This is a genomic window from Georgenia sp. Z1344 (genome assembly GCF_057652375.1).
On sequence record NZ_CM172728.1, the window covers coordinates 3,005,821 to 3,031,847 of the forward strand.

Consider the following 26,027-nt stretch of genomic DNA (forward strand, 5'->3'; position numbering starts at 1 on the left):
ACCTCATGACCGAGGACCTGATCGCCACCGCGCTGACAACCGCCACCGACACCCAGGCGATCGTCCACGGACGAGGCGTGGTGGGCCGCACCGGGGAGGTGTTCGCCGAGCAGTTCGCCGGTCGGCGCGGCATCGTCGTCGCCGACGGCAACACGTGGGCCCTCGCGGGCGAGGCCGTCACCGAGTCGCTGCGCGCGGCCGGGATCGACCTCGACGAGCCCTACGTCTTCCCGGGCACGCCCACGCTCTACGCCGGCTACGAGAACGTCGAGCTCATCCGTGAGCACCTGCGGGGCACCGACGCGGTGGCCTGCTCGATCGGGTCGGGCACGCTCAACGACATCGTCAAGCTCGCCTCGGGCGAGCTCGAGCGGCCCTACATGAACGTGTGCACCGCCGCCTCGATGGACGGGTACGCCGCCTTCGGGTCGTCGATCACCAAGGACGGCTTCAAGATCACGCGCAACTGCCCGGCGCCGACCGCGCTGGTGGCGGACCTCGACCTCATGGCGACGGCCCCGCAGCGCCTGACGGCGACCGGCTTCGGCGACCTCGTCGAGAAGGTCCCCGCCGGCGCCGACTGGATCATCTCCGACATCCTCGGGGTCGAGACGATCGACGAGTACGTCTGGGGCCTCGTCCAGGGCCCGCTGCGCGAGTCCCTCTCGCGGCCCGACGACCTCGCGAAGTCGGACCCCGATGCGCTCGCGGGCCTCGCCGAGGGTCTGCTGATGTCCGGCCTGGCCATGCAGGCGCACCAGAGCTCGCGGCCCGCCTCGGGCGCCGGCCACCAGTTCTCGCACACGTGGGAGATGGAGGGGCACGGCCTGGACTGGGAGCCCCCGCTCTCGCACGGCTTCAAGGTCGGCCTCGGCACGGTGGCGCTCTGCGCGCTCTACGAGGTCGCGCTGACCAAGGACGTGCCGGCCATCAACATCGACGCGCTCGTGGCGGCCTGGCCGTCCCGCGAGGAGATGGAGGCCCGGGTGCGCGCGATGCACACCACCGAGCGCGCCGCCCCGCTCGTCGAGCCGGCCGTGCAGCAGACGCTGGCGAAGTACCTCGAGCCCGAGCAGCTGCGCGAGCGGCTCGAGCTGGTCGTCCGCGAGTGGCCGACCATCGTCGAGAAGTGCCGTGAGCAGCTCGTGAGCGCCGACGAGGCCCGCGAGATGCTCAAGGCGGTCGGCGCCGTGTACCACCCGGAGCAGATCGACATCGACATGGAGCGGTTCCGGCTCACCTACTACCGCGCGCAGACCATCCGCTCGCGGTACACGCTCCTCGACCTCCTCCTCGAGGTCGGGCTGCTCGAGGAGTGCGTCGAGGAGCTGTTCTCGCCCGAGGGCTACTGGTCGCAGGAGTCCGCGCGCTGACCCCCGTCGGGTCCCGGTCCGGCGGGCACCGGGACCCGACGACGAAGCACCACGTCCCCGCCACCGACGACGGCGTCACCCCGCCGGGAGGAAGGCAGCACAGTGACCAAGGACAGCAAGTTCGTCATCGGCATCGACTTCGGGACGCTCTCGGGCCGGGCCAGCATCATCCGCGTGAGCGACGGCCTCGAGAAGGGGTCCTCGGTCATCGTCGACTACCCGAGCGCGGTCATGGACCGCACCCTGGACGCGGCGGACGGGCAGAAGCTCCCGCCCGAGTTCGCCCTCCAGGACCCGGCCGACTACATCCACGTCCTCAGCAAGGCCGTCCCGGCCGCCATGAACGACGCCGACATCACGGCCGACCAGGTGGTCGGGCTCGGCATCGACTTCACCTCCGCGACGGTCGTCGCCGCGAAGGAGGACGGCACGCCGCTGTGCGAGCTCGAGGAGTTCCGCAACCGCCCGCACGCCTGGGTCAAGCTGTGGAAGCACCACGGCGGCCAGGAGCAGGCGACCCGCATCGTCGAGGTGGCCAAGGAGCGTGGGGAGACCTGGCTCGGCCGCTACGGCAACACGATCTCCTCGGAGCTCCTCCTGCCCAAGGTCCTCGAGACCCTCGAGGAGGACCCGGAGGTCTACGCGGCCACCGACGTCTTCGTCAACGCGCTCGACTGGATCGTCTGGAGGATGACGGGCACCCTCGTGCAGTCCGCCGGCGACTCCGGCTACAAGCGGATGTTCCAGGACGGTCAGTACCCCTCGCGCGAGTACCTCGAGGCGCTCAACCCCGAGTTCGGGGGCATCTTCGAGGAGAAGATGGCGGCCCCCGTGGCCGCGCTGGCCTCGAAGGCCGGCGAGCTGAACGAGGAGTTCGCCTCGCTCATGGGGCTCGCCGCCGGCACCGCCGTGGCGGTCGGCAACATCGACGCCCACGTCACCGCGGCCGCCGTCAAGGCCGTCGAGGCGGGCCAGCTCACGGCGATCCTCGGCACCTCCGCCGTGTACGTCGTCTCGGGTCCGGATCTCGTCGAGGTCCCCGGGATGTTCGGCGTCGTCGACGGCGGAATCGTCGACGGCCTGTGGGGCTTCGAGGGCGGCCAGTCCGCCGTCGGCGACATCTTCGGCTGGTTCGTCGACCACAGCGTCCCGCCGGAGTACCACGAGGCCGCGAAGAAGGCGGGCAAGTCGGTCCACGACTACCTCACCGACCTCGGGGCGAACCAGCAGATCGGCGAGCACGGACTCGTCGCGCTCGACTGGCACGGCGGCAACCGGTCCGTCCTGGTGGACACCGACCTGTCCGGGCTGATGATCGGCACCACGCTCACCACCCGCCCGGAGGACCAGTACCGGGCGCTCCTCGAGTCGACGGCCTTCGGCGCCCGCATGATCGTCGACACCTTCAAGGAGCACGGCGTCGAGATCAACGAGTTCGTCGCCGCCGGCGGCCTGCTGAAGAACAAGTTCCTCATGCAGCTGTTCTCCGACGTCACGCGCCTGCCGATCTCGGTCGCGACGGCGGCCCACGCGGGCGCCCTCGGCTCGGCCGTCCACGCCGCGGTCGCCGCCGGCGAGTACGAGACCATCCAGGAGGCCTCGGAGGCGATGGGCGGAAAGGTCCGCAACGCCTACCTGCCCAGCGAGCAGCGCGCGACGCTGTACGACGAGCTGTACGCCGAGTACGTCCAGCTGCACGACTACTTCGGGCGCGGCGGCAACGAGCTGATGCACCGGCTCAAGGCGATCCGCGCCCGCGCGGCCGCCCGGGGCGCGAAGAAGTAACGACGCCGCGCCCGGCCGGGCCGCTCCCGGCCGGGCGCCGTCGCCGTACCGGCACGCCGGACCGACCAAGGAGAGCAGTGACCGCAGGACAGGTAGTCGACGAACCGACCGGGGACGTCCCCGCGCTGGCGGACCTCGCGCCCGAGGTGCGTGCCACCGTCGAGCAGGCTCGTGCGGAGGTGGCCGCCCTGCACGCCGAGCTGCCCCGCTGGGGGCTCGTCGTGTGGACGGCGGGCAACGTCTCGGCCCGCGTGCCGGTCGACGGCGGCGAGGACCTCATGGTCATCAAGCCCTCCGGCGTCAGCTACGACGAGCTCGCGCCCGAGCTCATGGTCGTCACCGACCTGTGGGGGCGGGCCCTGGCCGACCCGGACGCCTCGCGCGTGCTCAGCCCGTCCTCCGACACCGCCGCGCACGCCTACGTCTACCGGCACATGCCCGAGGTCGGGGGAGTGGTGCACACCCACTCCACCTACGCGGTCGCCTGGGCGGCCCGCGGCGAGCCCGTCCCCTGCGTGCTGACGATGATGGCCGACGAGTTCGGCGGGGAGATCCCCGTCGGACCGTTCGCGATCATCGGCGACGACTCCATCGGCCGGGGCATCGTCGAGACGCTGCGCGGGCACCGCTCCCCGGCCGTCCTCATGCAGAACCACGGGCCCTTCACGATCGGGACGGACGCGAAGGCCGCCGTCAAGGCCGCCGTCATGTGCGAGGAGGTCGCCCGCACCGTGCACGTCTCGCGCCAGCTCGGCGAGCCCCTCCCGATCCCCGACGACGCCGTCACGCGCCTGTACGAGCGCTACCAGGGCGTCTACGGCCAGAACTGACCGCATCACCCACGACAAGGAGCAGCACATGACCACCGTCGTCGTACTCGGGTCCGGCATCATGGCGACAGCCCTGACCTTCCCGCTCCGTCAGAACGGGCACGAGGTCCGGCTCGTCGGGACCCACCTCGACCGCGACATCATCGAGTCGATCCAGACCACCGGTCGGCACCCCGACCTCGACCTCGTGGTGGAGGACGGGATCACGGCGTACCAGCTCGAGGACGCGGAGCAGGCGTTCGACGGCGCCGACGTCGTCATGTCCGGCGTCAACTCCTTCGGCGTGGACTGGGTCGGGGAGCAGCTCGCCCGCCTCCTGCGGCCCGGCCAGACCGTCCTCTCGGTCACCAAGGGCATGCTGGCCGACGACGACGGCACCCTCGAGATGATCCCCGACGCCCTCAAGCGGATCGTCGGCGACGAGCTCGCGGGGCAGGTCGACTGGGCCGCGATCGTCGGCCCGTCGATCGCCGGCGAGCTCGCGGTCGGTCACGACACGGCGGTCGTCTTCTCGGGCGACAAGGAGGAGGTGGTCGAGCGCCTCGCGCAGCTGTTCCGTACGGACTACTACCACGTGTGGACGACGACCGACTTCCTCGGCGCCGAGATCGGCGCGGCCACGAAGAACATCTACGCGTTCGCGGCCGGGTTCGGGGAGGGGCTGCAGCTCAAGGAGGGCGACGACGCCAACGAGCGCTACCGCCGCCTCAACCTCACCGCGGCGATCTTCGCCCAGGGCGCGCAGGAGATGCACCGCTTCTACGAGATCCTCGGGGGCGACCCGAGGATGGTCTGGGGCCTGCCCGGCGTGGGGGACATGCACGTGACCTCGGCCGGCGGCCGCAACGTCAAGGCCGGCACCTACGTCGGCTCCGGCATCCCGTTCTCCGAGGTCCGCGACTCCCTGATGAAGGGCGTCACCCTCGAGGGCGTCAACGCGATCCGCGTGGTCGGGGCGGCGATCGAGAAGCAGATCGAGCGCGGCGTGCTCGAGGCCCACGAGTTCCCGCTGCTGCGCCACCTGCACGGGATCATCGCGCGCGACGAGCCCATCGACCTCCCGTGGGACGAGTTCTTCGGGGGGCGGAAGTGAGCGACGACCCGCTCGTCATCGCGATCGACTCCTCGACCTCGGCCACCAAGGCCGTCGTCGTGGACGCGGCAGGCAGGACCCTGAGCGAGGGCCGGGCGGAGATCGACCTGCTCCAGCCGCGGATGAACCACTACGAGCACGACGCCCGCCAGTGGTGGTTCTCCACCGACTCGGCGGTCGGGCGCGCGGTGGGCGGCCTGAGCGCCGAGCAGAAGGCGCGCGTCGCCGCGCTCGCGATCACCCACCAGCGCGAGAGCTTCGTGCCGGTGGACGCGACGGGCGCGCCGACCCGGAACGCGGTGCTGTGGCTCGACTCGCGCGCGGCGAAGCAGATCCGTGAGCACGGGTCCGACGAGATCCACCAGCTCTCCGGCAAGCCGGCCGACACCACGCCGGCGCTCTACAAGATGATCTGGCTCAAGGAGAACGAGCCCGACGTCCTGGCGGGAGCGGACAAGGTGGTCGACGTCCACGCCTACCTCGTGCACGCGATGACCGGCCGCTGGGTCTCCTCCCACGCCTCGGCCGACACGCTCGCGCTGTTCGACATCGAGGCGCTCGACTACTCCGACCAGCTGCTCGAGCTCGCCGGCGTGCGCCGCGACCAGATGGCGGAGCTCGCGGCCCCCGGGGACGTGGTCGGCGAGCTCGACCTCGAGGTGGCGCAGCACTGGGGGCTCAAGCACACGGTGCCGGTGATCTCCGGGCTCGGCGACGGGCAGGGCTCCGGTCTCGGCACCGCCGCCATCGACCCCGAGGTCGCCTACATCAACATCGGCACCTCGATCGTGGCCGGCGTGCACTCGGCCGACTACCGGTACGGGAAGGAGTACCGCACGCTCGCCGCGGGGCTCGCGGGGCAGTACGTCCTTGAGATCGTGCAGAACTCGGGATCGGTGCTCGCGAACTGGTTCCGCTCCGAGCTCGGGAAGCCGGAGCTCGACGGGAGGCCGGACCCCGAGCTCGAGGCGGCGGCCGCGAAGGTCGCCATCGGCGCCGAGGGCCTGCTCACGCTCCCGTACTGGAACGCCGTGCAGTCGCCGTGGTGGAACCCGGTGGCGAGCGGTGCGATGGTCGGCTTCGGCGGCGCACACACCCGCGCCCACATGTACCGCTCGATCCTCGAGGGCACCGCGTACGAGCTGCGGCAGAACCTCGCCGGGATGCAGCGGGGCACCGGCACGCGGCTGACCGAGCTGCGTGCCACGGGCGGGGGGTCGCGGTCCGACCTGTGGACGCAGATCCTCGCGGACACCGTGGGGCTGCCGATCGTGGCCTCCGGCGTCGAGGAGGTCTCCGCCCAGGGAGCGGCCGTCCTCGCGATGGCGCACACGGGCGTCCACGGCGACGTCCCCGCCACCGCTCGGGCGATGGCGCGGACCGGGCACGTGACCGAGCCTGACGAGAAGCGGGGCGAGGAGTATGCGCGCTGGGGCGAGGCCCAGGCCACGCTCTACGAGCACCTCGAGCCCGTCTACGAGCGCCTGTGGGAGCTCACGGGGGAGTGACGCCCCGCGGGTGAGGGCGCGGCCGGGCCGGTGCGGGTGACCGCACCGGCCCGGTGTGCGCCCGTCGTCGGAGGCACGAGCGTCCGCGACGGGACGGACGCACCTTCGTCGTCGTGGACGCGGGTTCCGGATGCCTGCACGCTGCGAGCTCGCAGACCTGCTCGACCATCGCCGGCATACTCGCGCCATCACAAGTGTGCTGTTGTTTTTCACGCGCGTGATGTGGGATGCTCGATGCGCGGTCCGACGTCGGGCCGTGGGACCCACCGCCGAGCCCGCAGCGTCCGGCCGGGCGTCCCCCGTGGTCACGCCGAGACCTGCGACCCAGGAGAGCTGTCATGACGACGATCACCATCCTCGGTGCCGGTGCGATGGGCTCCGCCCTCGCCACCCCGTACCGCGCCCAGGGCCACGACGTCCGACTCTGGGGCACCTGGCTCGACGACCACCTCCTCGACGCCGTCGAGGCCGGCCGGCCGCACCCGCGCACGAACGTCCGGCTCGCCGAGGGCACCCGGCTCTTCCGGTCCGGCGAGCTCGAGGCCGCGCTCGACGGCGCCGAGTACGTCGTCCTCTCGGTCGCCTCCGTCGGCGTCGAGAAGGTCGCCGAGCTCGCGCTGCCCGGCATCGCCAGGGCGCGTGCCCTCCTGCTCACCTCGAAGGGTTTTGCCCCCGATGCCGAGGGCCGGATCGAGCTCCTGCCCGACGCCGTGCGGCGGGTCGCCGCCACGAGCGGCACCCCGCTGCCGCCGATCGTCGCCGTCGGCGGGCCCTGCAAGGCCAACGAGGTGGCGGCCGACCGCTGGACCGCCACGCTGTACGCCGGCAAGGACGAGGCGATCGTGGCGGAGGTGGCCGACTCGCTCAGCTCGACCACGTACCGCATCGAGGGCGCGACCGACGAGGTCGGGCTCGAGGTGAGTGCCCCGATGAAGAACGTCTACGCCATCGCGCTCGGCATCGCCGACGGACTCCACGAGGCACACGACGAGCCGTTCCACAACCTCAAGTCCGCGACGTTCGCCCAGGCGGTCCGCGAGATCGCGGCCCTCGGCGAGGCGCTCGGCGGCCGCACCGAGACCGTGTACGGCCTCGCCGGGGTGGGGGACCTCGAGGTGACCGGGCTGTCCGGGCGCAACAAGGTCTACGGCTCGCGCATCGGACGGGGCGAGGAGGCAGGGGCGGCGCTCGAGGCGATGGTCGCGGCCGAGCAGACCGTCGAGGGCGTCCCCGCCGCGGGGCTCGCGGTGCGCCTCGTCGAGCAGATCGGTGGCTCTCTGCCGGATCGGATGCCGCTGCTCGCCGCGGTCGCGGCCGTCATCGACGGCGCCGAGGATCCGGCCGGACGCGTCGCCGCCGCGGTCCTGCCGTGACGGAGCACGTCCCCACGACGAGCCGCACCGCCGCGTCCGGCACCGTTGCGTCGACGTCCGACGTATCCGTGAGCCGCGTGTGCGGGCGGAGCGCCGAGGAGCGCCGATGAACCAGGAGGACGCGCGCGGCGCCGGGGAGCTGAGCCGACGGCGCCACCGGCTCGCGGACATCGTGGTCGAACGCGGCTCGGTCCAGGTCGAGGAGCTCGTCGGCGAGCTCGGCGTCTCGGCCATGACCGTCTACCGGGACCTCGCCGCGCTCGAGCAGCTCGGCCTCCTCGCGCGCTCGCGCGGAACGGTGACGTCGGTGGTCACCTCGCTCGTCGAGGCGTCGGCCGCCTACCGTCTCGCCCGGGACACCGCGGTCAAGGACCAGCTCGGGACGGTCGCGGCGAGCCTCGTCCCGCCGGACAGCGTCCTCATGCTCGACGACTCGACGACCGGCCTCCACGTGCTCCGGGCCCTCGGGGACACGAGTGGTCTGACGGTCATCACACACAGCCAGTTCGTCGCCACGGAGGCGCAGGGTATGGACGGCGTGCGCCTGCACATGGTCGGCGGCCGCTGGACCGCCTGGGCGCAGGCCTACCACGGTCCCGCCACGGTGGCCGCCCTGCGCGAGCTGAGCGCCGACTGCTGCGTCATGTCGGCGACCGCGATCTGGGACGACGCGATGCACCACCCCGACGGCGACGTCACCGAGATCAAGCGCACCATGCTCGCGCGGTCGGTGCGCAAGATCCTCGTCGTCGACTCGAGCAAGTTCGCGAGGCGTGCCATGCACCGCGTGGCCGACCTCGCGCAGGTCGACGACATCGTCGTCCCGTCCTCGCTGCCCGAGGAGCGCGTCGACCACCTGCGCGACCTCGGCCTGCGCGTCCACCTGGCATGATCCCCGTGAGACCGTCAGCACCCGTGAAGGAGACCGAGATGTCGACGTCCCCCCAGGTCCGCACCCGTGGTCGGAGCCACCGATGAGGGCGGTCGTGCTGCGCGGGAAGGGCGACGTCGTCCTCACCGACGTCGAGACGCCCCGCCCCGGACCCGGTGAGGTGCTGCTCGAGGTGGCGGCCAACACCGTGTGCGGGACCGACGTGCGCCTCGTGCGCGGGGAGAAGGACGCCCGCCCCGGGGTCGTCCTCGGCCACGAGGCCGCCGGCGTGGTCCACGAGGTGGGCGAGGGCGTGAGCGCCGTGTCCGTCGGTGACCTCGTCGCGGTCCTGCCGACGATCTCGTGCGGCTCGTGCTACTTCTGCCGGCGCGACCTCGAGCACCACTGCGAGCAGGCTCGCCTGTTCGGCTACCAGGTCGACGGCGGGCTCGCTGAGTACCAGCTGGTCCCGGCCGACGCGGTCGCGCGCGGCAACCTCGTCCCGGCCCCCGCGGGCACGGACCCGGCACACCTCGCGCTCGCCGAGCCACTGGCATGCGTCCTCAACGGTCTGCGCGAGTACATGGTCGAGCTCGGGGACACCGTGGTCGTCATGGGCGCCGGGCCGATCGGCCTCCTGCACGTGCAGGTCGCACTCCTGCGCGGGGCGCGGAACGTCGTCGTCACCAACCGCTCGGCCGAGCGCCGGCAGGTCGCCTTCGACATGGGCGCCACCCTCGCCCTCGACCCGACCACGGACGACGTCGACTCCGAGGTACGGGCGCTGACGGACGGCCGCGGCGCCGACGTCGCCGTCGTCTCCATCGGCGTGCCCGAGCTGTTCTCCGAGGCGTCGAGGCTCGTGCGCATCGGCGGCCGGGTGAGCGCGTTCGCCGGGTTCCCCAAGGGCGGCACCGCCGTCATCGACCCGAACGACATCCACTACGGCCAGCTCACCGTCACCGGCGGGTCGAACTGCCGCCGGTCCGACTACCACCAGGCCGTCGACCTGCTCGCCTCCGGCGCGATCGACGGGTCCCGGTACGTCACCCACCGCTTCGGGCTCTCGGACGCGCTCGACGCGATCGAGACGACCGCGCAGCGCGGCGGGATCAAGGTCGCCGTCGTCCCGGATGCGGAGGCCGGCCCCGCCTGACCCGGCTGCGGCCCACGCCGCACGGTCGTCGGCGCCGATGAGTCGTCGGAGCGCCGTCCGTCGTCGTCGGAGGCCACGTCCTCCCGGTCCCGACTCGACCCGATCCGACCTGCTCGACCGTCCCGGCCCCCCACCCCGACCATCCACCCATCACCCATCACCAGCACGACATCGAAGGAGCTGTCATGACCAAGCTCGTCAACGACCCGTCGGACTTCCCGGCCGAGCTCGTCTCCGGGTTCGCCGCCGCGTTCCCCCACCACGTCCGCGAGGTGTACGGCGGCGTCGTCCGCGCCACCCGCACGCCCCAGGGCAAGGTCGCCGTCCTCACCGGCGGCGGCACCGGCCACTACCCGGCCTTCATGGGCTGGGTCGGCCCCGGCTTCGCCGACGGCGGCGTGACCGGCAACATCTTCGCCTCGCCCTCGGCCGCGCAGGCCGTGTCGGTCGCCAAGGCCGCCGAGCGCGGCGGCGGCGTCATCATCGGCTTCGGCAACTACGCGGGCGACGTCCTGCACTTCGGCGACGCCGTCGAGCGGCTCCGGGCCGAGGGCATCGACGCGCGCGCACTGGTCGTCACGGACGACATCGCCTCGGCCGGGGTCGACGAGATCGAGAAGCGCCGCGGCATCTCCGGCGACCTGCCCGTCTTCAAGATCGCGGCCGCGGCGGCGGAGGAGGGCATGGACATCGACGAGGTCGAGCGCGTGTTCCGCCACGCGAACGACCGCACCCGCACCCTCGGCGTCGCGTTCTCCGGCTGCACCCTGCCCGGCTCCGACGAGCCGCTCTTCACCGTGCCCAAGGGGCGGCTCGGCATCGGCCTCGGCGTGCACGGCGAGCCCGGTATCGACGAGACCGACCTCGGCACCGCCGACGAGACGGCGACCACGCTGGTCGAGGCGCTGCTCAAGGAGCGACCCGAGGGGGCGGACGGCCGCGTGGTCGTCCTGTTCAACGGCCTCGGCACCGCCAAGTACGAGGAGATGTTCGTCGCCTACCGGACCATCGAGGGTCAGCTCGAGGCGGCGGGCCTCACGGTCGTCGACCGGCTCGTCGGCGAGCTCGTCACCTCCCTCGACATGGGTGGTGTCTCGCTCACGCTCGTGTGGGTCGACGACGAGCTCGAGCGCCTGTGGAAGGCCCCCTGCGACACCCCGACCGTGAAGATGGGGCAGATCGCCGGCGAGGAGCTCACCGCCAACGAGATCCAGCAGGTCGAGTCTGCCGAGCAGGCGATCCCCGAGGCCGACGACGCCGGGAAGGCCGCCGCGGCGCGCCTCGTCGACGTGCTGTCCTCGGTCTCCGAGGCGCTGGCCGCGAAGAAGGACGAGCTCGGCGAGCTCGACACCTTCGCCGGCGACGGCGACCACGGCACCGGGATGGCGCGCGGCTCGAGCGAGGCCCTGGCCTCCGCCCGGGAGGCCGCCGACGCCGGTGCGGGTCTGCGCACGGCGCTCGGTCGCGCGGGGGAGACCTGGTCCGACCGTGCGGGCGGCACGTCCGGCGCGCTGTGGGGCGCGCTGCTCAACGCTGCCGCGGGCGAGCTGTCCGACACCGGAGCTCCGAGCGCCGACGACCTCGTCCGAGCCGCGAAGGCCGCCGTCGACGCCGTCGCTCGCGTGGGCGGGGCCGTGGCCGGTGACAAGACGATGCTCGACGCGCTCCTGCCCGGGATCGACGCCCTCGGTGCCGGTGACTGGGCCGCCGCCGCGGTGGCCGCCCAGCAGGGCGCCGAGTCGACCGAGCAGATGCGTCCCAAGCTCGGCCGCGCCCGACCGCTCGCCGAGAAGTCGGTCGGCCACGCGGACCCCGGCGCGGTGTCCGCCGCGCTCGTCGTCTGTACGATCGCCCGGCACGCGGGCACCGCCAGCTGAGGCAGCGCCGCTCACCTGTATGACGAGTGAGGTGATTCCTCCTCACGAGTGAGGGCCGCCGGGCCGCCACGACGTGGCGGCCCGGCGGCCCTCCGTCGTCGAGAGTGCGGTTCAGGTGCCGCGGGCACGCCCCTGGCTCGTCGAGAGTGCGGTTCGTCCTCGTCGAGATGGCGGTTTCAAGTGGTTGTTGCAACGAGTAGGTCGTTGAGTCGTTTCGCTGGAGTCTGCCAGCCCAGTGTCATGCGTGGTCGTGTGTTGAGTTCGCGGGCGACGGCGTCGAGGTCGCGCTGGGCGTAGGTGCGGAAGTCGGTACTCGAGCGGGGAAAGTACTGCCGCAGCAGGCCGTTGGTGTTCTCGTTCGAGCCTCGCTGCCAGGGCGAGTGCGGGTCGCAGAAGAAGACCCGGCAGTCTGTCGCCAGCGTGAAGTGGGCGTGCTTGGCCATCTCAGCGCCCTGATCCCAGGTCAGAGTCGCGGCCAGCTCGGCCGGCAGGCGGCCCATCGTCTCGATCAGCACGTCGATCACCTGCTCGGAGACCCTGCTCTCCGGTAGAGCGCCGAGCATGACGTACCGCGTGGAACGCTCGACCAGGGTGATGATCGCCGACGCGCTACGCGCACCGATGATCAGGTCACCTTCCCAGTGCCCGGGCACGGCCCGGTCTTCGACCTCGGCCGGCCGGGTGCTGATGTTCAGGCCATGGGTCCAGGCCTTGCCCGAGTGTGCCGCCCGCGCGAGGCGGGACTGGGGGCGCCGCCTGGTCCGCCCGGTACGGAGTGCGACCTGGCGTGCGATCTCGCTGCGCAGCCCGCCACGAGCTTGGTAGTAGATCGCTTGGTAGATCGTCTCGTGGGACACCCATCGCTCCGGCCGGTCGGGATACTCCTGACGAAGCCAGTGTGCGATCTGCTGCGGAGACCACCGCTGTTCGAGCTTGTCCCGCACCAGGGGCCATAGCCGGCCGCGACCCGAGGTCACCCCGCGGCGGCGATCGCCGGTCAACTTGCCGGGCCTGGGCCTGCGGGCCCGCTTGTCGGCCCTGCGCTGCGCGTTCCGGCACGAGTACGCCCACCGGTAGGCGCCACCACGACCGGCGGGATTGGCCTGCCGGCGTCCCGCCGGGGAACGCGTCCCGGGTGTGTCCAGGTGAGCGCCCCGGTAGGAGTTATTGCGAGTGACCTCGCGCCACACCGTGGTCCGGTGACGACCGATCCGCTCAGCGATCTGCGGGAACGTCAATCGCTGACCGAACAGCGCCTCGATCTTCGCCCGCTCCTCAAGTGTCAATCTCTTCCCAGCCATCCGTACACCCTCCCAAGGCGCACGTTGCAACAACCGATTGAAACCGCCGATTGCGGTTGGGCCCCAACCGCAATCTCGACGAATCGGCCTGGTGCGTGCGCGTTCTCCGCGCGGGAAGGACGCGCACGGGTGGGCCGACGCCCCGGGCGAGGTCAGCCCTCGCGGACCGCCCAGACCGCGGTGTCGACCGGGACCGTCCCGTCCTCGCCCGCCCCCGGCTGCGAGGACAGGACCACCCGCCAGCCCTCGGGCAGACGGGCCGGAGCCCCGCCGGTGACGAGCACGACGAGGACTTCGGATCCGGAGGAAGGGCGGGAGATCAGTGCAAGGACGCCGTCGGCACCGAGCTCGCCGAGATCCTCGGCCGGTGCCACCGCGCCGTCGACTGCCGACACGCCGTTCGTGCCCACGTCGTCGCCGCGAACGATCGCGAGCGAGGCCCGGCCGAGGCCGAGCTCCCGGCGCAGGCGCAACGCCTCGCGGTACAGCTCGAGCGTCGACCCCGCCACGCCCTCCTGGCGATCGGCCGCGAGCTCGCCGAACGCCGCCGGCTGCGGGAGCCACGACCTCCCCGACGGCGAGAAGCCGTACGCCGGCGCGTCGGCCTCCCACGGCAGCGGCACGCGGCACCCGTCGCGCCCCGTCTCCTCGCCGCCCGTGCGGGCGAACGCCGGGTCCTGCCGCAGCTCGTCGGGCAGGCTCGTGTGCTCGGGCAGCCCGAGCTCCTCGCCCTGGTAGACGTACGCCGAACCGGGCAGCGCGAGCATGAGCGTCGAGACGGCGCGGGCCCGGCGCAGGCCGAGTGCGGCGTCCGGCTGCGGCTCGTCGGCGCCGATCCCGTTCGGGCCCTTCCCGGTGTCCGCGTGGGCCAGGCCGAGACGGCTGGCGTGCCGCACGACGTCGTGGTTGGACAGCACCCACGTGGACGGTGCTCCGACCAGGTCCGCCGCCGCGAGCGAGTCCCGGATCGCGTCCGCGTACAGGCCGGCGTCGTACCGGGTGGACAGGAAGTGGAAGTTGAACGCCTGGTGCATCTCGTCGGGGCGGACGTACCGGGCGAGCCGTTCGTCGTCGTCGACCCAGGCCTCGGCCACGAGGATCCGCGCGGGGGAGTACTCATCGAGGACGCGACGCCAGGACCGGTAGACCTCGTGGACGCCGTCCCGGTCCCACATCGGGGCGGGCGGCACGTCGGCGGGATCGACGTCGGACCCCGAGACCATCCGCAGGTGCCACGGCCAGTCGGGCAGGCCCTCCTGCTTGACGAGGCCGTGGGCGACGTCGACGCGGAAGCCGTCGACCCCGCGGTCGAGCCAGAACCGCAGGATCGACTCGAACTCCTCCCTGACCTCGGTGTTCTCCCAGTCGAGGTCGGGCTGGCTCGAGTCGAACAGGTGGAGGTACCAGTCGGGGTCGTCCGACCAGGCGGAGCCCGGCGCGTCCGCCCGGTCACGCACGCGGGTCCACGCGATCCCGCCGAACACCGAGGTCCAGTCGTTCGGCGGCAGCTCGCCGCCCTCGCCAGAACCCGGACGGAACAGGTACCGCGCCCGCTCCGGCGATCCGGGCCCGGCGGCGAGGGCCTCGCGGAACCAGACGTGCTGGTCGGAGGTGTGGTTGGGGACGAGATCGACGACCACCCGCAGCCCGAGCTCGTGGGCCCGCGCGACGAGCGCCTCGGCGTCGGCGAGCGTCCCGAGGAGCGGGTCGACGTCCCGGTAGTCGGCGACGTCGTACCCCGCGTCCTTCTGGGGCGAGCGGTAGAACGGGGAGAGCCACAGCGCGTCGACGCCGAGGTCGGCGAGGTGCCCCAGCCGCGCCGTGATGCCCGGCAGGTCGCCCACGCCGTCCCCGCTCGCGTCCGCGAACGAGCGCGGGTAGACCTGGTAGACGACGGCGTCGCGCCACCAGTCCTCGGCGGTCACTCGGCCGCCTCGAGCCGCGCCGCACCGGTCGAGCGGCGCACGACGAGCTCGGGCACGAAGGTCAGCTCGGCGGGGCTCGGCGAGCCGCCCCTGATCATGGCGACGAGGGTGGACACCGCGGCCTGGCACATCGCCGGCACGGGCTGACGGACGGTCGTCAGCGGCGGGTCGCTGAACGCCATGAGCGGCGAGTCGTCGTACCCGACGACCGAGACGTCCTCCGGGACGCCCAGGCCGGCCGCCCGGACCGCCCGCACGACGCCGAGCGCCATGAGGTCCGACGCGGTGACGATCCCGGTGCACCCTGCCTCGAGGAGCTCGAACCCGGCCGCCCGGCCGCCCTCCACCGTGAACAGGGTCGAGACCGTGGGTGGCTCGGCGTCCTCGAGGTAGCGCGACGTCGCGGCCCCGAACGCCTCGACCTTGCGGGCCACGGGCACGAACCGGGTGGGTCCGACGGCGAGTCCGATCCGGCGGTGCCCCTGCGCGGCCAGGTGGCGCACGGCGAGGTCCATCGCGTCGGCGTCGTCGGCGGCGAACGCGGGTGCGGCGATGTCCGGGTTCGTGCCGTTGACGAGGACGAACGGGATGCGACGGTCGATGAGCCGGTGGTAGCGCGACGGGTCCGCGGACGTGTCGGCGTGCAGGCCCGAGACGAAGATGATGCCGTCGACGTCGTGCTCGAGGAGCATCTCGACGTAGTCGTCCTCGGTGGTCCCGCCGGGGGACTGGGTGCACAGCAGCGGGGTGAGGTCCGAGCTGCTCAGCAGGGTCTCGATCTGCTGGGCGAACGCCGGGAAGATCGGGTTCGACAGCTCGGGGACGATGAGGCCGACGAGCCCGGCCGCACGCTGGCGCAGGCTCGAGGGCCGCTCGTACCCGAGCACGTCGAGCGCGGCGAGGACCTCGCGGCGGGTCGGCTCGGCCACCCCCGGGCGGCCGTTGAGCACCCGGGAGACGGTGGCGGTGGAGACCCCCGCCTGGTCGGCCAGGTCGGTCAGCCGGGTCCGCCCGCTCACGGTGCGTCCGTCGTCGTCGTGGAGAGAGTCGGTGGTCCCGGTACGTGGGTCCGCCGGCTGATGGGGAAGGGCATCGTGCGCTCCTCGTCGAGCGTCCCGCTCGCACGGTCGTGGTGGCTGTGGTGCAACAGCTCCGTCATGAGATCTGAAAGTTACTGCAAGTGCTTGCAGATTGCCAGTCGGCTGCGTACTGTCTGCCTCGTCCCGCGAGGTGCACAGCGATGAGCACGTCCGCGGGAACGTCCCCGTCACCTTCGAACACCTGGAGACACAGATGCGACGGAGCATCACCACCCTTGCCGCGACCGCAGCCGTGGCCCTCACCCTTGCCGCCTGCGGCGGGGGCGACGACGAGTCGAGCGACACCGAGGAGGAGACCTCCGAGGAGACCTCGGAGGAGACCGGCTCCGACGACGCCGAGTCCGGGTCGGACGAGGCCGAGTCCGGCGAGAGCGAGTCCGGCGCCGCTGGCGAGGACGAGGTCGCCGAGGCCGGCGCCGTCACCCCCAACGAGGAGGGCACCCTCGTGGTGTGGGTCGACGAGACCCGCCAGGCCGCCGTCGAGGAGGCTGCCGTGGCCTTCGAGGAGGAGACCGGCGTCGAGGTGCAGACCGTGCTGCGCAACTTCGAGGACATCCGCACCGACTTCGTCACCCAGGTCCCCACCGGGGAGGGCCCGGACATCACCGTCGGCGCGCACGACTGGCTCGGCGAGCTCACCGTCAACGGCGTCGTCGCCCCGCTCGAGCTGACCAACGCCGACGACTTCGAGCAGGTCGCGATCGACGCCGTCACCTACGACGGCCAGATCTACGGCCTGCCCTTCGCCATCGAGAACATCGCCCTCATCCGCAACACCGAGCTCGCCCCCGAGGCCCCGGCCACCTGGGACGACGCCCTGGCCGCCGGCGAGGAGGCGGGCACCGAGTTCCCGATCCTCATCCAGTCCGACGGCGAGAACGGCGACCCGTACACCTTCTACCCGCTGCAGACCTCCTTCGGTGCGCCGGTCTTCGTCACCGACGAGGAGGGTGCGTACACCGAGGAGCTGGGCCTGGGCGGCGAGGGTGGGGCGGCCTTCGCCCAGTGGCTGGCCGAGCAGGGCGAGAACGGCACCGGCGCCCTGGACACCAACATCACGTACGACATCGCGGTGGAGGCCTTCGCCAACGGCGAGTCGCCGTTCATCATCGGTGGCCCCTGGATGCTCGCCTCCTTCGAGGACATCGATGTCGCCATCGACCCGATCCCGGCGCCCGGCCCCGAGGCGGCGGTGCCCTTCGCCGGCGTGCAGGCCTTCTTCGTCAACGCGCAGTCGCCCGACGCGCTCATCGCCAACGACTTCCTCGTCAACTTCATGTCCACCGAGGAGGCGCAGACCTCGCTGTTCGAGACCGGCGACCGCGTCCCGGCGCTGACCGTGGCGGCCGACGCGGCCGCGGAGGACGAGATCGTGGCCGGCTTCCGCGAGGTCGGCGCCGAGGCCGCGCCGATGCCCGCGCTGCCCGCCATGGGTCAGGTCTGGCAGTTCTGGGGCGTGACCGAGGGCGGCATCATCTCCGGCGCCGAGGACGACCCGGCCGGTGCCTGGGAAGCCATGGTCGCCGACATCCAGGGCGCCATCGACGCCGGCTGACGTCCAGCCACCCGCCCGGGGCGGCCGCCTGCCGAGGCGGTCGCCCCGGGCCTCGCGCCCTCGACGGTCGGGCCCGCCGACCTCGGGGGAGCGCGAGCGGCAGGACCCGCAGCACCGCCGGCACACCCCGGTCCCGCAGGACCACCAGGTGCCGCAGCACATCCAACCCCGCAGGCCCCCCGCCGGGCGGTCGTGAGAGCACCCGATCCCACCCGGCGCCACACGACGACGTGCCACGTTCCGAGAAAGGACGTCCATGACCACGACCGACATGCCGCCGGCGACGCAGCCGCCGGCATCCAGCGGCGGCCGGACGCGCCCCGCCCGCGGGGGTGACGTCAACGGCTGGTTCTTCGTCAAGCTCGTGCTCGTCGCGCTGGTCGACGCCCTCGGCGTGACGATCCTCTTCCAGGCCTGGAACAACGACTCGTGGTGGCTCTTCGGCGGGACCCTCGTCATCCTCGCCGCCGTCAACTGGGTCTACTTCTCGCGGCGCACGGTGCCGATGAAGTACCTGCTGCCGGGCCTGATCTTCCTGGCCGTGTACCAGATCTTCACGATCGTCTACACGGGCTACGTCTCCTTCACCAACTACGGCGACGGCCACAACCTCACCAAGCCCGAGGCTGTCGAGCAGCTGCTCGCCCAGAACGAGCGCACGCTGCCCGACGCCACGCGCTACCCCGTCGTCGTCGTCGAGCGCGAGGGGGTCGACGGCGCCGAGCTCGGCCTGGCGATCCTCGACGAGTCCGACGGCACCGTGCGAGTCGGCTACGCCGAGGAGCCGCTCGTCGACGCGCCGGACGCGGTGGTCGAGGACGGCCGGATCACCTCCGTGCCGGACGTCACCGTGCTCCAGCAGGCCGACATCTACCAGCGTCCCCAGGAGGTCGCGGAGCTGCGGGTGCCCTTCTCCGAGGACCCCAACGACGGCTCCCTGCGCACCACCGACGGCCGCTCGGCCGCCCAGGCCACCTCCCGGCTCGTCTACGACGAGGACGCGGACGTGATGACGAACGTCGAGACCGGCGTCGAGTACCGGCCGAACGACCGCGGCAGCTTCGTCTCCGAGGACGGCGAGGCGCTCAACGTGGGCTGGCGGGTGTTCGTCGGGCCGGAGAACTACGTCGACGCCTTCGCCGACTCGCGCTACTCCGGCCCGCTGCTGCAGGTGCTCCTGTGGACGATGGCGTTCGCATTCCTCTCGGTCGTGACGACCTTCCTGCTGGGCCTGTTCCTCGCCGTCGTCTTCAACGACGCCCGGCTCAAGGGCCAGAAGATCTACCGGACCCTGCTCATCCTCCCGTACGCGTTCCCTGGGTTCCTTGCCGCCCTGCTGTGGGCGGGCCTGCTCAACGAGCGGTTCGGGTTCATCAACAACGTCGTGTTCTTCGGGGCCGACATCCCGTGGTTGACCGACCCGTGGCTGGCCAAGCTCTCCGTCCTGCTGGTCAACCTCTGGCTGGGCTTCCCCTACATGTTCCTCATCTGCACCTCGGCGCTGCAGTCGATCCCCGGAGACGTCAAGGAGGCCGCGCGCATCGACGGCGCCGGCGTGCTCCAGCAGTTCCGCTCGATCACGATGCCGCTGGTGCTGGTGGCCACCGCGCCGCTGCTCATCGCGTCCTTCGCCTTCAACTTCAACAACTTCAACCTCATCTACATGCTCACCGGCGGCGGGCCGCGGATGGACTCGGCCAGCGTCCCCGTCGGGCACACCGACATCCTCATCTCGATGGTCTACAACATCGCCGGCATCGACGGCAGCTCGCAGAAGGACTACGGGCTGGCCTCGGCGCTGTCGATCCTCATCTTCATCATCGTCGCCGCGGTCTCCGTCATCGGCTTCCGTCAGGCGCGCAAGCTGGAGGAGTACAACTGATGTCCGCCACCCCCTCCAGCCCCGCCGACGGCGCGGGCCGCGATGCCGCGACGACCACCGGCGCCGGCCGGGCCACCGACCGGAAGGGGCAGGAGCTCCCGCCCCAGCCGAGGATGGCGTTCGGCCGCTGGTTCGCCGAGCTGGGCATCCGCCACGTCATCGGGATCGTGTTCGTCATCTACGCCGCGTTCCCCATCGTCTACGTCATCTCGGCGTCGCTGGCCGGGCAGGGGGCCACGCTCACCGGGTCGAACTCGCTGTTCACGTCGTTCGACGTCGGCAGCTACTCCCAGCTCAGCGACACCACCCTGTACTGGACCTGGTTCCGCAACACCATGTTCATCGGGCTCTCGACGGCGATCGGCACCGTGGTCATGGCCGCTGCGGCCGCCTACGCCTTCTCCCGGTTCCGGTTCAAGGGGCACGCGTTCGGTCTCAACACGCTCCTCGTGCTGCAGATGTTCCCCCAGCTGCTCGCCTTCGTCGCGATCTTCCTGCTGCTGCTCTCGATCGGGGAGGTCGTGCCCTCGCTCGGGCTCAACTCCCGGATCGGACTCATCTGCGTCTACCTCGGCGGGGCCCTGGGGACGAACACCTTCCTCATGTACGGGTTCTTCAACACCGTGCCCAAGGAGCTCGACGAGGCCGCGAAGATCGACGGCGCCAGCCACGCCCGCATCTACTGGACGATCATCCTGCGCATGGTCGCGCCGGTGCTCGCGGTGGTCGGGCTGCTCTCCTTCGTCTCGACCTTCTCCGACTTCGTTATCGCTCGCGTGGTGCTGCAGTCCGAGCAGAACTGGACCCTGGCGCTCGGGCTGTACCAGATGGTCTCCTCGCTGACGAACCAGAACTGGGGCATGTTCGCCGCCGGCGCCGTCATCGCCGCGGTCCCGGTCCTGCTGCTGTTCCTCTTCCTCCAGCGCTACATCGTCGGCGGCCTCACGGCCGGTTCCGTCAAGGGGTAGCGCGGCGAGCGAGGTCGCAGACGATCAGGGCCGTAGCCGGGGGTCGTGCGTCGGGTCGAGGTACTGCGCCGGGCAGCCGTCGTCGATCGCCTCGGGGAGGTACTCGATGTGCCACGGCTCGTTCGCATAGGTCTGGCAGAGGCCGTAGGCGGCGCCCCGGTCGTGGTCGGCGAGCCAGAGATAGGCGGCCATGCCGCCGATGTCGACCGCGTTCCCGGAGACGTGCGCGGACGTGTCCGGGCCGGCGACCCATCGGGCGGCCTCCGCGCGCGACCCGTACTCGGCCACGGCGTCGTCGAGCAGCCGGGTCTGGATCTGGGCTGACCGCCACCCGCTCGTGACGACGATCGAGACGTCGTCACCCCGAGCGTCCTCCGTCGCCTCCTGCACGGCCGCCCGCAGCGCGGGGTCGAGGCGGCTGATTCCGGGGAGCTCCTCGTCGAACGCGGTCGTGCCGTCGGGGAGAACGCCGTGCGCCGAGTCGTCGACGTCGAACGGCGACGGCTGCCCGCCGACCAGCGGGGACGACGAGAGCAGCAGGGAGGCGACGACGCCGAGAGCACCGACGAGCAGCAGCGCCACGGCTCCGCCGCGGAGCAGCCGGGCATGAACTGGCGTGGTGTGATCGTTCATGCCCCCAGTGCAGGCGAGGGCGTGTTGCCGGGCCGTCTGCGTTTCTCGATACGTCGTCGATATCCGTCGGCGCGTAGCCTCCAGGCATGCGGGTGCTGGTGCTGGAGGACGAGCCGTTGCTGGCGGAGGCGGTCCGCGACGGGTTGCGCCTCGAGTCGATCGCCGCCGACATCGCGAACGACGGCCATGCCGCGCTGGACCTGCTGGGTGTCAACGAGTACGACCTGGCGATCCTCGACCGGGACGTCCCGGGAGCGTCGGGCGACGAGGTCGCCGAGCGGATCATCCGGTCCGGGGCGGACGTCCCGATCCTCATGCTCACGGCCGCGGACCGGATCGACGACAAGGCGTCGGGCTTCCGGCTGGGCGCGGACGACTATCTGACGAAACCGTTCGCGTTCGAGGAGCTCGTGCTGAGGATCCGGGCGCTCGACCGGCGGCGGGCGCGGAGGCGGCCACCGGTCCGGGAGCTGGCCGGCCTCACGGTCGACCCGTTCCGGCGTGAGGTGTACCGGGACGGTCGCTACATCGCTCTGACCAGGAAACAGTTCGCCGTGCTCGACGTCCTGGTCGCGGCGGACGGCGGGGTGGTCAGTGCCGAGGATCTGCTCGAGCGCGCGTGGGACCAGCACGCCGACCCGTTCACCAACGCGGTGCGGATCACGGTCTCGGGCCTGCGCAAGCGTCTCGGCGAACCATCGCCGATCCATACCGTGCCGGGCGTCGGTTACCGGATCGGCGCCATCCCGGACGGCCCGAGCTGAGGACCGGGGTGTGAGCTCACGCTGGAAGCTGACCCTCAGCTACGCCGGGTTCCTCATGGTGGCCGGCGTCCTGCTGCTCGCCGTCGTGTGGGTGTTCCTCCTGCGGTACGTCCCGGACTCGACGATCGACACCCGGGGCGGATTCGTCCCGAACCGGTCCGACCTGCTCGAGGCCTTCGTCCCCCCGACGGTCGTCGTGCTCGTCCTCCTCCTCACCCTGGGTCCGGCCGGGGGATGGCTGCTCGCCGGCCGCATGCTCTCGCCGCTCGAGCGGATCACGCGGGCCACGAGGATCGCGTCCACGGGCGCGCTCGACCACCGCGTCGACATGTCGGACCGGACCGACGAGTTCGGCGAGCTCGCTGACTCGTTCGACCACATGCTCGAACGGGTCGAGGCCCGGGTCGAGGAGCAGAGGCGCTTCGCCGCCAACGCCTCCCACGAGCTTCGTACCCCGCTCGCCGTCATGCAGACGATCATCGACGTCGCAGCGAAAGCACCCGACAAGAACCCCGCCGCCACACTTGCCCGGCTGAGGGCGACCAATGCGCGCGCCGTCGAGCTCGTCGAGGCTCTCCTCCTGCTCGACCGGTCCGGACACCCCCTCACCCGACATGAGGAGGTCGACCTCTCGCTGCTCCTCGACGAGGCCGTCGAGAGCCTGCTGCCCCTGGCGGAGCAGCACGGCGTGACGATCGAGATCGACGCGTCGCCGTCTCTCGCCGAGGGCTCCGAGCCGCTGCTGCGGCAGATGATGACGAACCTCCTGCACAACGCCGTGGTGCACAACGTCGCGGACGGAGGCCGCGTCTGGGCGACCACCGTGGGCGCCGCCGACCGCGCGACCGTGACGATCGCCAACACCGGGGGCGCGGTCGGTCCCGGGACCGTGCACCGACTCACCGAACCGTTCCTCAAGGGCGCGGGCCGGACCCGCCTGGACGAGCGCACCGGCAACGGCCTGGGTCTGTCGATCGTGGAACGGATCGTCGACGCGCACGCCGGCACGCTCGTCCTGGCCCCGCGAGCCGACGGCGGGCTCGAGGTGCGGACCGAGCTCCCGCCCGCGCGAGGGCGAGACGTGGTGCTCATGTGAGCGAAACCGGCGAGCGCGTTGCGCGCATGCGCGCTGTCTTGGCAGTCTGATCGGACCAGCGCACCGGTCGCCCGCAGGCGTCCCGCAGCGTGCGCACACCCCCGAGAACATGGGAGTTCCCGATGACTGACGGTCCGTTCCTGCTGGGCATCGACATGGGCACCGGCGGCGCCCGCGCCGGCATCTTCGACGCCGCCGGAGGCCTCAAGGGCGTCGCCTCCACCGAGTGGAAGACCTCGTTCCCGCGGCCCGGCCGCGCCGAGCAGGACCCCGACGCCTGGTGGTCGGCGATCGTCACGTCCGTGCGCGGCGCGCTCGAGCAGGCGAAGGTGCCGGCCGACGCGATCGCGGGCATCTCGGTGGATGCGACGAGCGCCACCGTCGTCGCCACGACCAAGGACGGCCAGCACCTGCGCCCGGCGCTGCTGTGGATGGACGTCCGCGCCGCCGACGAGTCCGAGGCGCTCGCCCGCGCCGAGGACCCGGCGCTCAAGTACTCCGGCCACGGCGCCGTATCCGCCGAGTGGGGCACGCCGAAGTCGATGTGGCTGAAGAAGAACGAGCCCGAGATCTTCGCGAAGGCCGACCTCCTCGTCGACTGCACCGACTGGCTCGTCCACCGGCTCACCGGCGAGTGGACGATGTCCCTCAACCACGCGGCCGGCAAGTACTTCTACGACACCTCCGTCGGCGGCTGGCCCACCTCGCTGTACGAGAAGGTCGGCGGCGCGGACATCCTCGAGAAGTTCCCCGAGCGCGTGCTCCCGGTCGGCACCACGGTGGGCGGGCTGCGCCCGCAGATCGCCGAGGAGCTGGGCCTCGCCGCCGGTACCCCGGTCGCCGAGGGTGCGATCGACGCCTACGCGGGAGCGATCGGGCTCGGCGTCGTCGAGCCCGGCAAGATGGCGCTCATCACCGGGTCGAGCCACGTGATGATCGGCCAGTCCCCGGTCCCGTTGCACGCCAAGGGCCTGTGGGGCTCGTACACCGACGCCGTCATCCCGGGCGAGTGGACGGTCGAGGCCGGGCAGGTCTCGACCGGCTCCGTCGTCGCGTGGTTCCGCGACCACCTCGCGCGCAGCGCGAACGAGCGCGCGGCGAAGGAGAACCGCCCGGCCTACGAGATCCTCGACGAGCTCGCCGCCGAGGTCCCGATCGGGTCCGACGGTCTCGTGCTCCTCGACCACTTCCAGGGCAACCGCTCGCCGTACTCCGACCCGCGCTCGCGCGGCGTCTTCTGGGGCCTCACGCTCGGCCACACCGAGGGCCACATGTTCCGCGCAATCCTCGAGGGCATCTGCTTCGGCACCGAGAATATCTTCCGCACGATGCGGGACAACGGCTTCCCGCCGAAGGAGGTCGTCGTCTCCGGCGGCCCGACGAAGAGCCGGTTCTGGATGCAGATGCACGCCGACGTCTCCAACCTCCCGATCACGTTCACCGACGTGAGCGAGGGCCCGCTGCTGGGCTCGGCGATGATGGCCGCCGTCGGCGCGGGCGTCCACGCCGACCTGCCCACGGCCGCACGGGAGATGGTGCGCACCGTCGAGGTCATCGAGCCCGACGCCGAGGCGCACGAGGCGTACCAGTACAACTTCGACGCATACGTCCAGACCTACGACGCGATGCGGGACCTGACCAACGCCATGTCCCGGCACGTCGACGAGGCCTGACCCGCCGGGTGGCGCGCCTCCCGGGAGGGGCGGCGCGCCACCCGCCGGCCGGGCGGTACGCGCCAGGAACCTGTCACGCGCAAGCAACCGACTCGCGCCTGGGACCGCCACGCACCACCGACCGCCACGCACTACACGGCGGCGCCGCACCCGCGGCCCCGCCCGAGCACCAGAAGGGATCACGAGCTCCACATGACCGAGAAGATGAAGGCCGTCCAGCTCCACGCCGTCGGGGACGTTCGGCTGGAGGAGGTCGAGAAGCCCACGCCGGGTCCCGGCGAGGCGCTGCTCAAGGTCGCCGCGTGCGGCGTGTGCGGGTCCGACCTGGACCGCATGTTCAAGAAGGGCGCGCACAAGCTCCCGCTCATCTGCGGTCACGAGTTCTCCGCCTGGGTCGAGGAGATCGGCGAGGGCGTCACCGAGGTGGCCGTCGGTGACCTCGTCACCGTCCCCCCGATGCTCCCGTGCTTCGAGTGCGGCCCCTGTGTGGCCGGGCACTACAGCCTGTGCGAGGACTACGACTACTACGGCTCCCGCCGCCACGGCGCCTACGCCGAGTACGTCGCCGGCCCGGCGAAGCTGCTCCTCAAGGTGCCCGCCGACCTCGACCCTCGGGCGGCCGCCATGGTCGACCCCTCGGCGATCGCCCTGCACGCCCTGCTGCGCACGAAGCTCGCCCCGGGCAAGCGCGTCGCGGTCGTCGGCGCGGGTGGCCCCATCGGCCTGTTCGCGATCCAGTGGGCGCGCCTCGGCGGCGCGCTCGACGTCCTCGCGGTCGACGTCTCGCCCGAGAAGGCGGAGCTGGCCCGCGAGGCGGGCGCCACCACCACCGCGACGACGCCGGAGGCGGCCGCCGAGGCGGCCGGGCTCGGCTACGACATCGTGGTCGAGTGCTCCGGCAACCCGATCGCCGAGAACCAGGCCGTCGGGCTCGCCGCCCGCCACGGCGAGGTCGTGCTCATCGGAATCCCCAACGCCGACGTGACGATCAGCGACAAGAACTGGGCCCGGATGATGCGGCTCGAGATCGACATCAAGGGCTCGTGGAACTCGTTCTCGGCGCCGTTTCCCGGCACCGAGTGGACGACCACGGTCGAGGCCATGCACCAGGGCCTGCTCAAGTGGGAGTTCATGATCACGCACGAGCTGCCGCTGGAGAAGGTGGGCGAGACGATCGAGGCGATGTACAAGCGCACGATCCACAGCTCGAAGGTCCTCTTCCTTCCCCACGGCGCCTGAGCCGGCAGGGACGACGCGGAGGTGA

General features: G+C 71.7%; 20 protein-coding genes. 16 read left to right on the forward strand and 4 right to left on the reverse strand.

The annotated features are described in order from the left end of the window. Positions 1-5 precede the first annotated feature (5 nt). The 9 genes from AC24FB_RS13660 (at position 6) to AC24FB_RS13700 (ending at position 11,866) form a co-directional block, all read left to right on the forward strand. Positions 6-1,373 (forward strand): sn-glycerol-1-phosphate dehydrogenase, encoded by a 1,368-nt coding sequence (locus AC24FB_RS13660; protein ID WP_425715069.1) that lies wholly within the window; start codon positions 6-8, stop codon positions 1,371-1,373. A gap of 102 nt (positions 1,374-1,475) precedes the next feature. After that, complete coding sequence (locus tag AC24FB_RS13665) at positions 1,476-3,158, forward strand: ribulokinase (protein ID WP_425715068.1); 1,683 nt, start codon at positions 1,476-1,478, stop codon at positions 3,156-3,158. A 125-nt stretch (positions 3,159-3,283) separates the two neighbouring features. Next, positions 3,284-3,988 carry an L-ribulose-5-phosphate 4-epimerase gene (locus tag AC24FB_RS13670; RefSeq protein ID WP_425715245.1) on the forward strand — a complete coding sequence of 235 codons (705 nt, stop codon included), beginning with the start codon at positions 3,284-3,286 and terminating at the stop codon, positions 3,986-3,988. Between the two features lie 28 nt (positions 3,989-4,016). Continuing rightward, positions 4,017-5,081: an NAD(P)H-dependent glycerol-3-phosphate dehydrogenase gene (locus AC24FB_RS13675; protein ID WP_425715066.1), complete on the forward strand. Its 1,065-nt coding sequence runs from the start codon at positions 4,017-4,019 to the stop codon at positions 5,079-5,081. Further along, positions 5,078-6,589: a xylulokinase gene (locus AC24FB_RS13680; RefSeq protein WP_425715065.1), complete on the forward strand. Its 1,512-nt coding sequence runs from the start codon at positions 5,078-5,080 to the stop codon at positions 6,587-6,589. The genes AC24FB_RS13675 and AC24FB_RS13680 overlap by 4 nt, the downstream gene beginning before the upstream one ends. Before the next feature lie 338 nt (positions 6,590-6,927). Beyond that, positions 6,928-7,962: an NAD(P)H-dependent glycerol-3-phosphate dehydrogenase gene (locus tag AC24FB_RS13685; RefSeq protein WP_425715064.1), complete on the forward strand. Its 1,035-nt coding sequence runs from the start codon at positions 6,928-6,930 to the stop codon at positions 7,960-7,962. Between the two features lie 106 nt (positions 7,963-8,068). After that, positions 8,069-8,854, forward strand: coding sequence for a DeoR/GlpR family DNA-binding transcription regulator (locus AC24FB_RS13690; protein WP_425715063.1), 786 nt, complete (start codon positions 8,069-8,071; stop codon positions 8,852-8,854). Positions 8,855-8,936: 82 nt separating this feature from the next. After that, positions 8,937-9,989 (forward strand): zinc-binding dehydrogenase, encoded by a 1,053-nt coding sequence (locus tag AC24FB_RS13695; protein WP_425715062.1) that lies wholly within the window; start codon positions 8,937-8,939, stop codon positions 9,987-9,989. A gap of 185 nt (positions 9,990-10,174) precedes the next feature. Beyond that, positions 10,175-11,866 carry a dihydroxyacetone kinase family protein gene (locus AC24FB_RS13700; protein ID WP_425715061.1) on the forward strand — a complete coding sequence of 564 codons (1,692 nt, stop codon included), beginning with the start codon at positions 10,175-10,177 and terminating at the stop codon, positions 11,864-11,866. Positions 11,867-12,042: 176 nt separating this feature from the next. Here the strand turns inward: AC24FB_RS13700 and AC24FB_RS13705 are convergent, their stop codons facing one another. The 3 genes from AC24FB_RS13705 to AC24FB_RS13715 all read right to left on the reverse strand — a co-directional run bounded on the left by AC24FB_RS13705 (position 12,043) and on the right by AC24FB_RS13715 (position 16,111). Continuing rightward, positions 12,043-13,167, reverse strand: coding sequence for an IS30 family transposase (locus tag AC24FB_RS13705; protein WP_425713196.1), 1,125 nt, complete (start codon positions 13,165-13,167; stop codon positions 12,043-12,045). Positions 13,168-13,319: 152 nt separating this feature from the next. Continuing rightward, positions 13,320-15,092 (reverse strand): glycoside hydrolase family 13 protein, encoded by a 1,773-nt coding sequence (locus tag AC24FB_RS13710; protein ID WP_425713197.1) that lies wholly within the window; start codon positions 15,090-15,092, stop codon positions 13,320-13,322. Continuing rightward, complete coding sequence (locus AC24FB_RS13715; protein WP_425713198.1) at positions 15,089-16,111, reverse strand: LacI family DNA-binding transcriptional regulator; 1,023 nt, start codon at positions 16,109-16,111, stop codon at positions 15,089-15,091. The genes AC24FB_RS13710 and AC24FB_RS13715 overlap by 4 nt, the downstream gene beginning before the upstream one ends. A gap of 274 nt (positions 16,112-16,385) precedes the next feature. On the opposite strand from AC24FB_RS13715, the gene AC24FB_RS13720 reads away from it, so the two are divergent. The 3 genes from AC24FB_RS13720 (at position 16,386) to AC24FB_RS13730 (ending at position 20,597) form a co-directional block, all read left to right on the forward strand. Continuing rightward, positions 16,386-17,747, forward strand: coding sequence for a sugar ABC transporter substrate-binding protein (locus AC24FB_RS13720; RefSeq protein WP_425713199.1), 1,362 nt, complete (start codon positions 16,386-16,388; stop codon positions 17,745-17,747). A 256-nt stretch (positions 17,748-18,003) separates the two neighbouring features. Next, entirely contained in the window at positions 18,004-19,629 is a 1,626-nt protein-coding gene (locus AC24FB_RS13725; RefSeq protein ID WP_425713200.1) for an ABC transporter permease subunit, read from the forward strand. Further along, entirely contained in the window at positions 19,629-20,597 is a 969-nt protein-coding gene (locus tag AC24FB_RS13730; protein ID WP_425713201.1) for a sugar ABC transporter permease, read from the forward strand. The genes AC24FB_RS13725 and AC24FB_RS13730 overlap by 1 nt, the downstream gene beginning before the upstream one ends. Before the next feature lie 24 nt (positions 20,598-20,621). On the opposite strand, the gene AC24FB_RS13735 is transcribed toward AC24FB_RS13730, so the two are convergent. Then, complete coding sequence (locus AC24FB_RS13735; protein ID WP_425713202.1) at positions 20,622-21,230, reverse strand: M15 family metallopeptidase; 609 nt, start codon at positions 21,228-21,230, stop codon at positions 20,622-20,624. Between the two features lie 86 nt (positions 21,231-21,316). On the opposite strand from AC24FB_RS13735, the gene AC24FB_RS13740 reads away from it, so the two are divergent. The 4 genes from AC24FB_RS13740 (at position 21,317) to AC24FB_RS13755 (ending at position 26,002) form a co-directional block, all read left to right on the forward strand. Beyond that, positions 21,317-21,994: a response regulator transcription factor gene (locus AC24FB_RS13740; protein WP_425713203.1), complete on the forward strand. Its 678-nt coding sequence runs from the start codon at positions 21,317-21,319 to the stop codon at positions 21,992-21,994. Positions 21,995-22,004: 10 nt separating this feature from the next. Continuing rightward, positions 22,005-23,090, forward strand: coding sequence for a sensor histidine kinase (locus tag AC24FB_RS13745; RefSeq protein ID WP_425713204.1), 1,086 nt, complete (start codon positions 22,005-22,007; stop codon positions 23,088-23,090). 122 nt (positions 23,091-23,212) lie between these two features. Continuing rightward, positions 23,213-24,763, forward strand: a complete 1,551-nt coding sequence (locus tag AC24FB_RS13750; protein WP_425713205.1) for an FGGY-family carbohydrate kinase — start codon at positions 23,213-23,215, stop codon at positions 24,761-24,763. 192 nt (positions 24,764-24,955) lie between these two features. Further along, complete coding sequence (locus tag AC24FB_RS13755; RefSeq protein ID WP_425713206.1) at positions 24,956-26,002, forward strand: galactitol-1-phosphate 5-dehydrogenase; 1,047 nt, start codon at positions 24,956-24,958, stop codon at positions 26,000-26,002. Positions 26,003-26,027: the final 25 nt, after the last annotated feature.

Bases quoted from the DNA above. Each gene is read 5' to 3' on its own strand.
- AC24FB_RS13660 (WP_425715069.1), top strand. From the start codon at position 6: ATGACCGAGGACCTGATCGCCACCGCGCTGACAACCGCCACCGACACC.
- AC24FB_RS13675 (WP_425715066.1), top strand. From the start codon at position 4,017: ATGACCACCGTCGTCGTACTCGGGTCCGGCATCATGGCGACAGCCCTG.
- AC24FB_RS13685 (WP_425715064.1), top strand. From the start codon at position 6,928: ATGACGACGATCACCATCCTCGGTGCCGGTGCGATGGGCTCCGCCCTC.
- AC24FB_RS13690 (WP_425715063.1), top strand. From the start codon at position 8,069: ATGAACCAGGAGGACGCGCGCGGCGCCGGGGAGCTGAGCCGACGGCGC.
- AC24FB_RS13695 (WP_425715062.1), top strand. From the start codon at position 8,937: ATGAGGGCGGTCGTGCTGCGCGGGAAGGGCGACGTCGTCCTCACCGAC.
- AC24FB_RS13700 (WP_425715061.1), top strand. From the start codon at position 10,175: ATGACCAAGCTCGTCAACGACCCGTCGGACTTCCCGGCCGAGCTCGTC.
- AC24FB_RS13705 (WP_425713196.1), bottom strand. From the start codon at position 13,167: ATGGCTGGGAAGAGATTGACACTTGAGGAGCGGGCGAAGATCGAGGCG.
- AC24FB_RS13720 (WP_425713199.1), top strand. From the start codon at position 16,386: ATGCGACGGAGCATCACCACCCTTGCCGCGACCGCAGCCGTGGCCCTC.
- AC24FB_RS13725 (WP_425713200.1), top strand. From the start codon at position 18,004: ATGACCACGACCGACATGCCGCCGGCGACGCAGCCGCCGGCATCCAGC.
- AC24FB_RS13730 (WP_425713201.1), top strand. From the start codon at position 19,629: ATGTCCGCCACCCCCTCCAGCCCCGCCGACGGCGCGGGCCGCGATGCC.
- AC24FB_RS13735 (WP_425713202.1), bottom strand. From the start codon at position 21,230: ATGAACGATCACACCACGCCAGTTCATGCCCGGCTGCTCCGCGGCGGA.
- AC24FB_RS13740 (WP_425713203.1), top strand. From the start codon at position 21,317: ATGCGGGTGCTGGTGCTGGAGGACGAGCCGTTGCTGGCGGAGGCGGTC.
- AC24FB_RS13750 (WP_425713205.1), top strand. From the start codon at position 23,213: ATGACTGACGGTCCGTTCCTGCTGGGCATCGACATGGGCACCGGCGGC.
- AC24FB_RS13755 (WP_425713206.1), top strand. From the start codon at position 24,956: ATGACCGAGAAGATGAAGGCCGTCCAGCTCCACGCCGTCGGGGACGTT.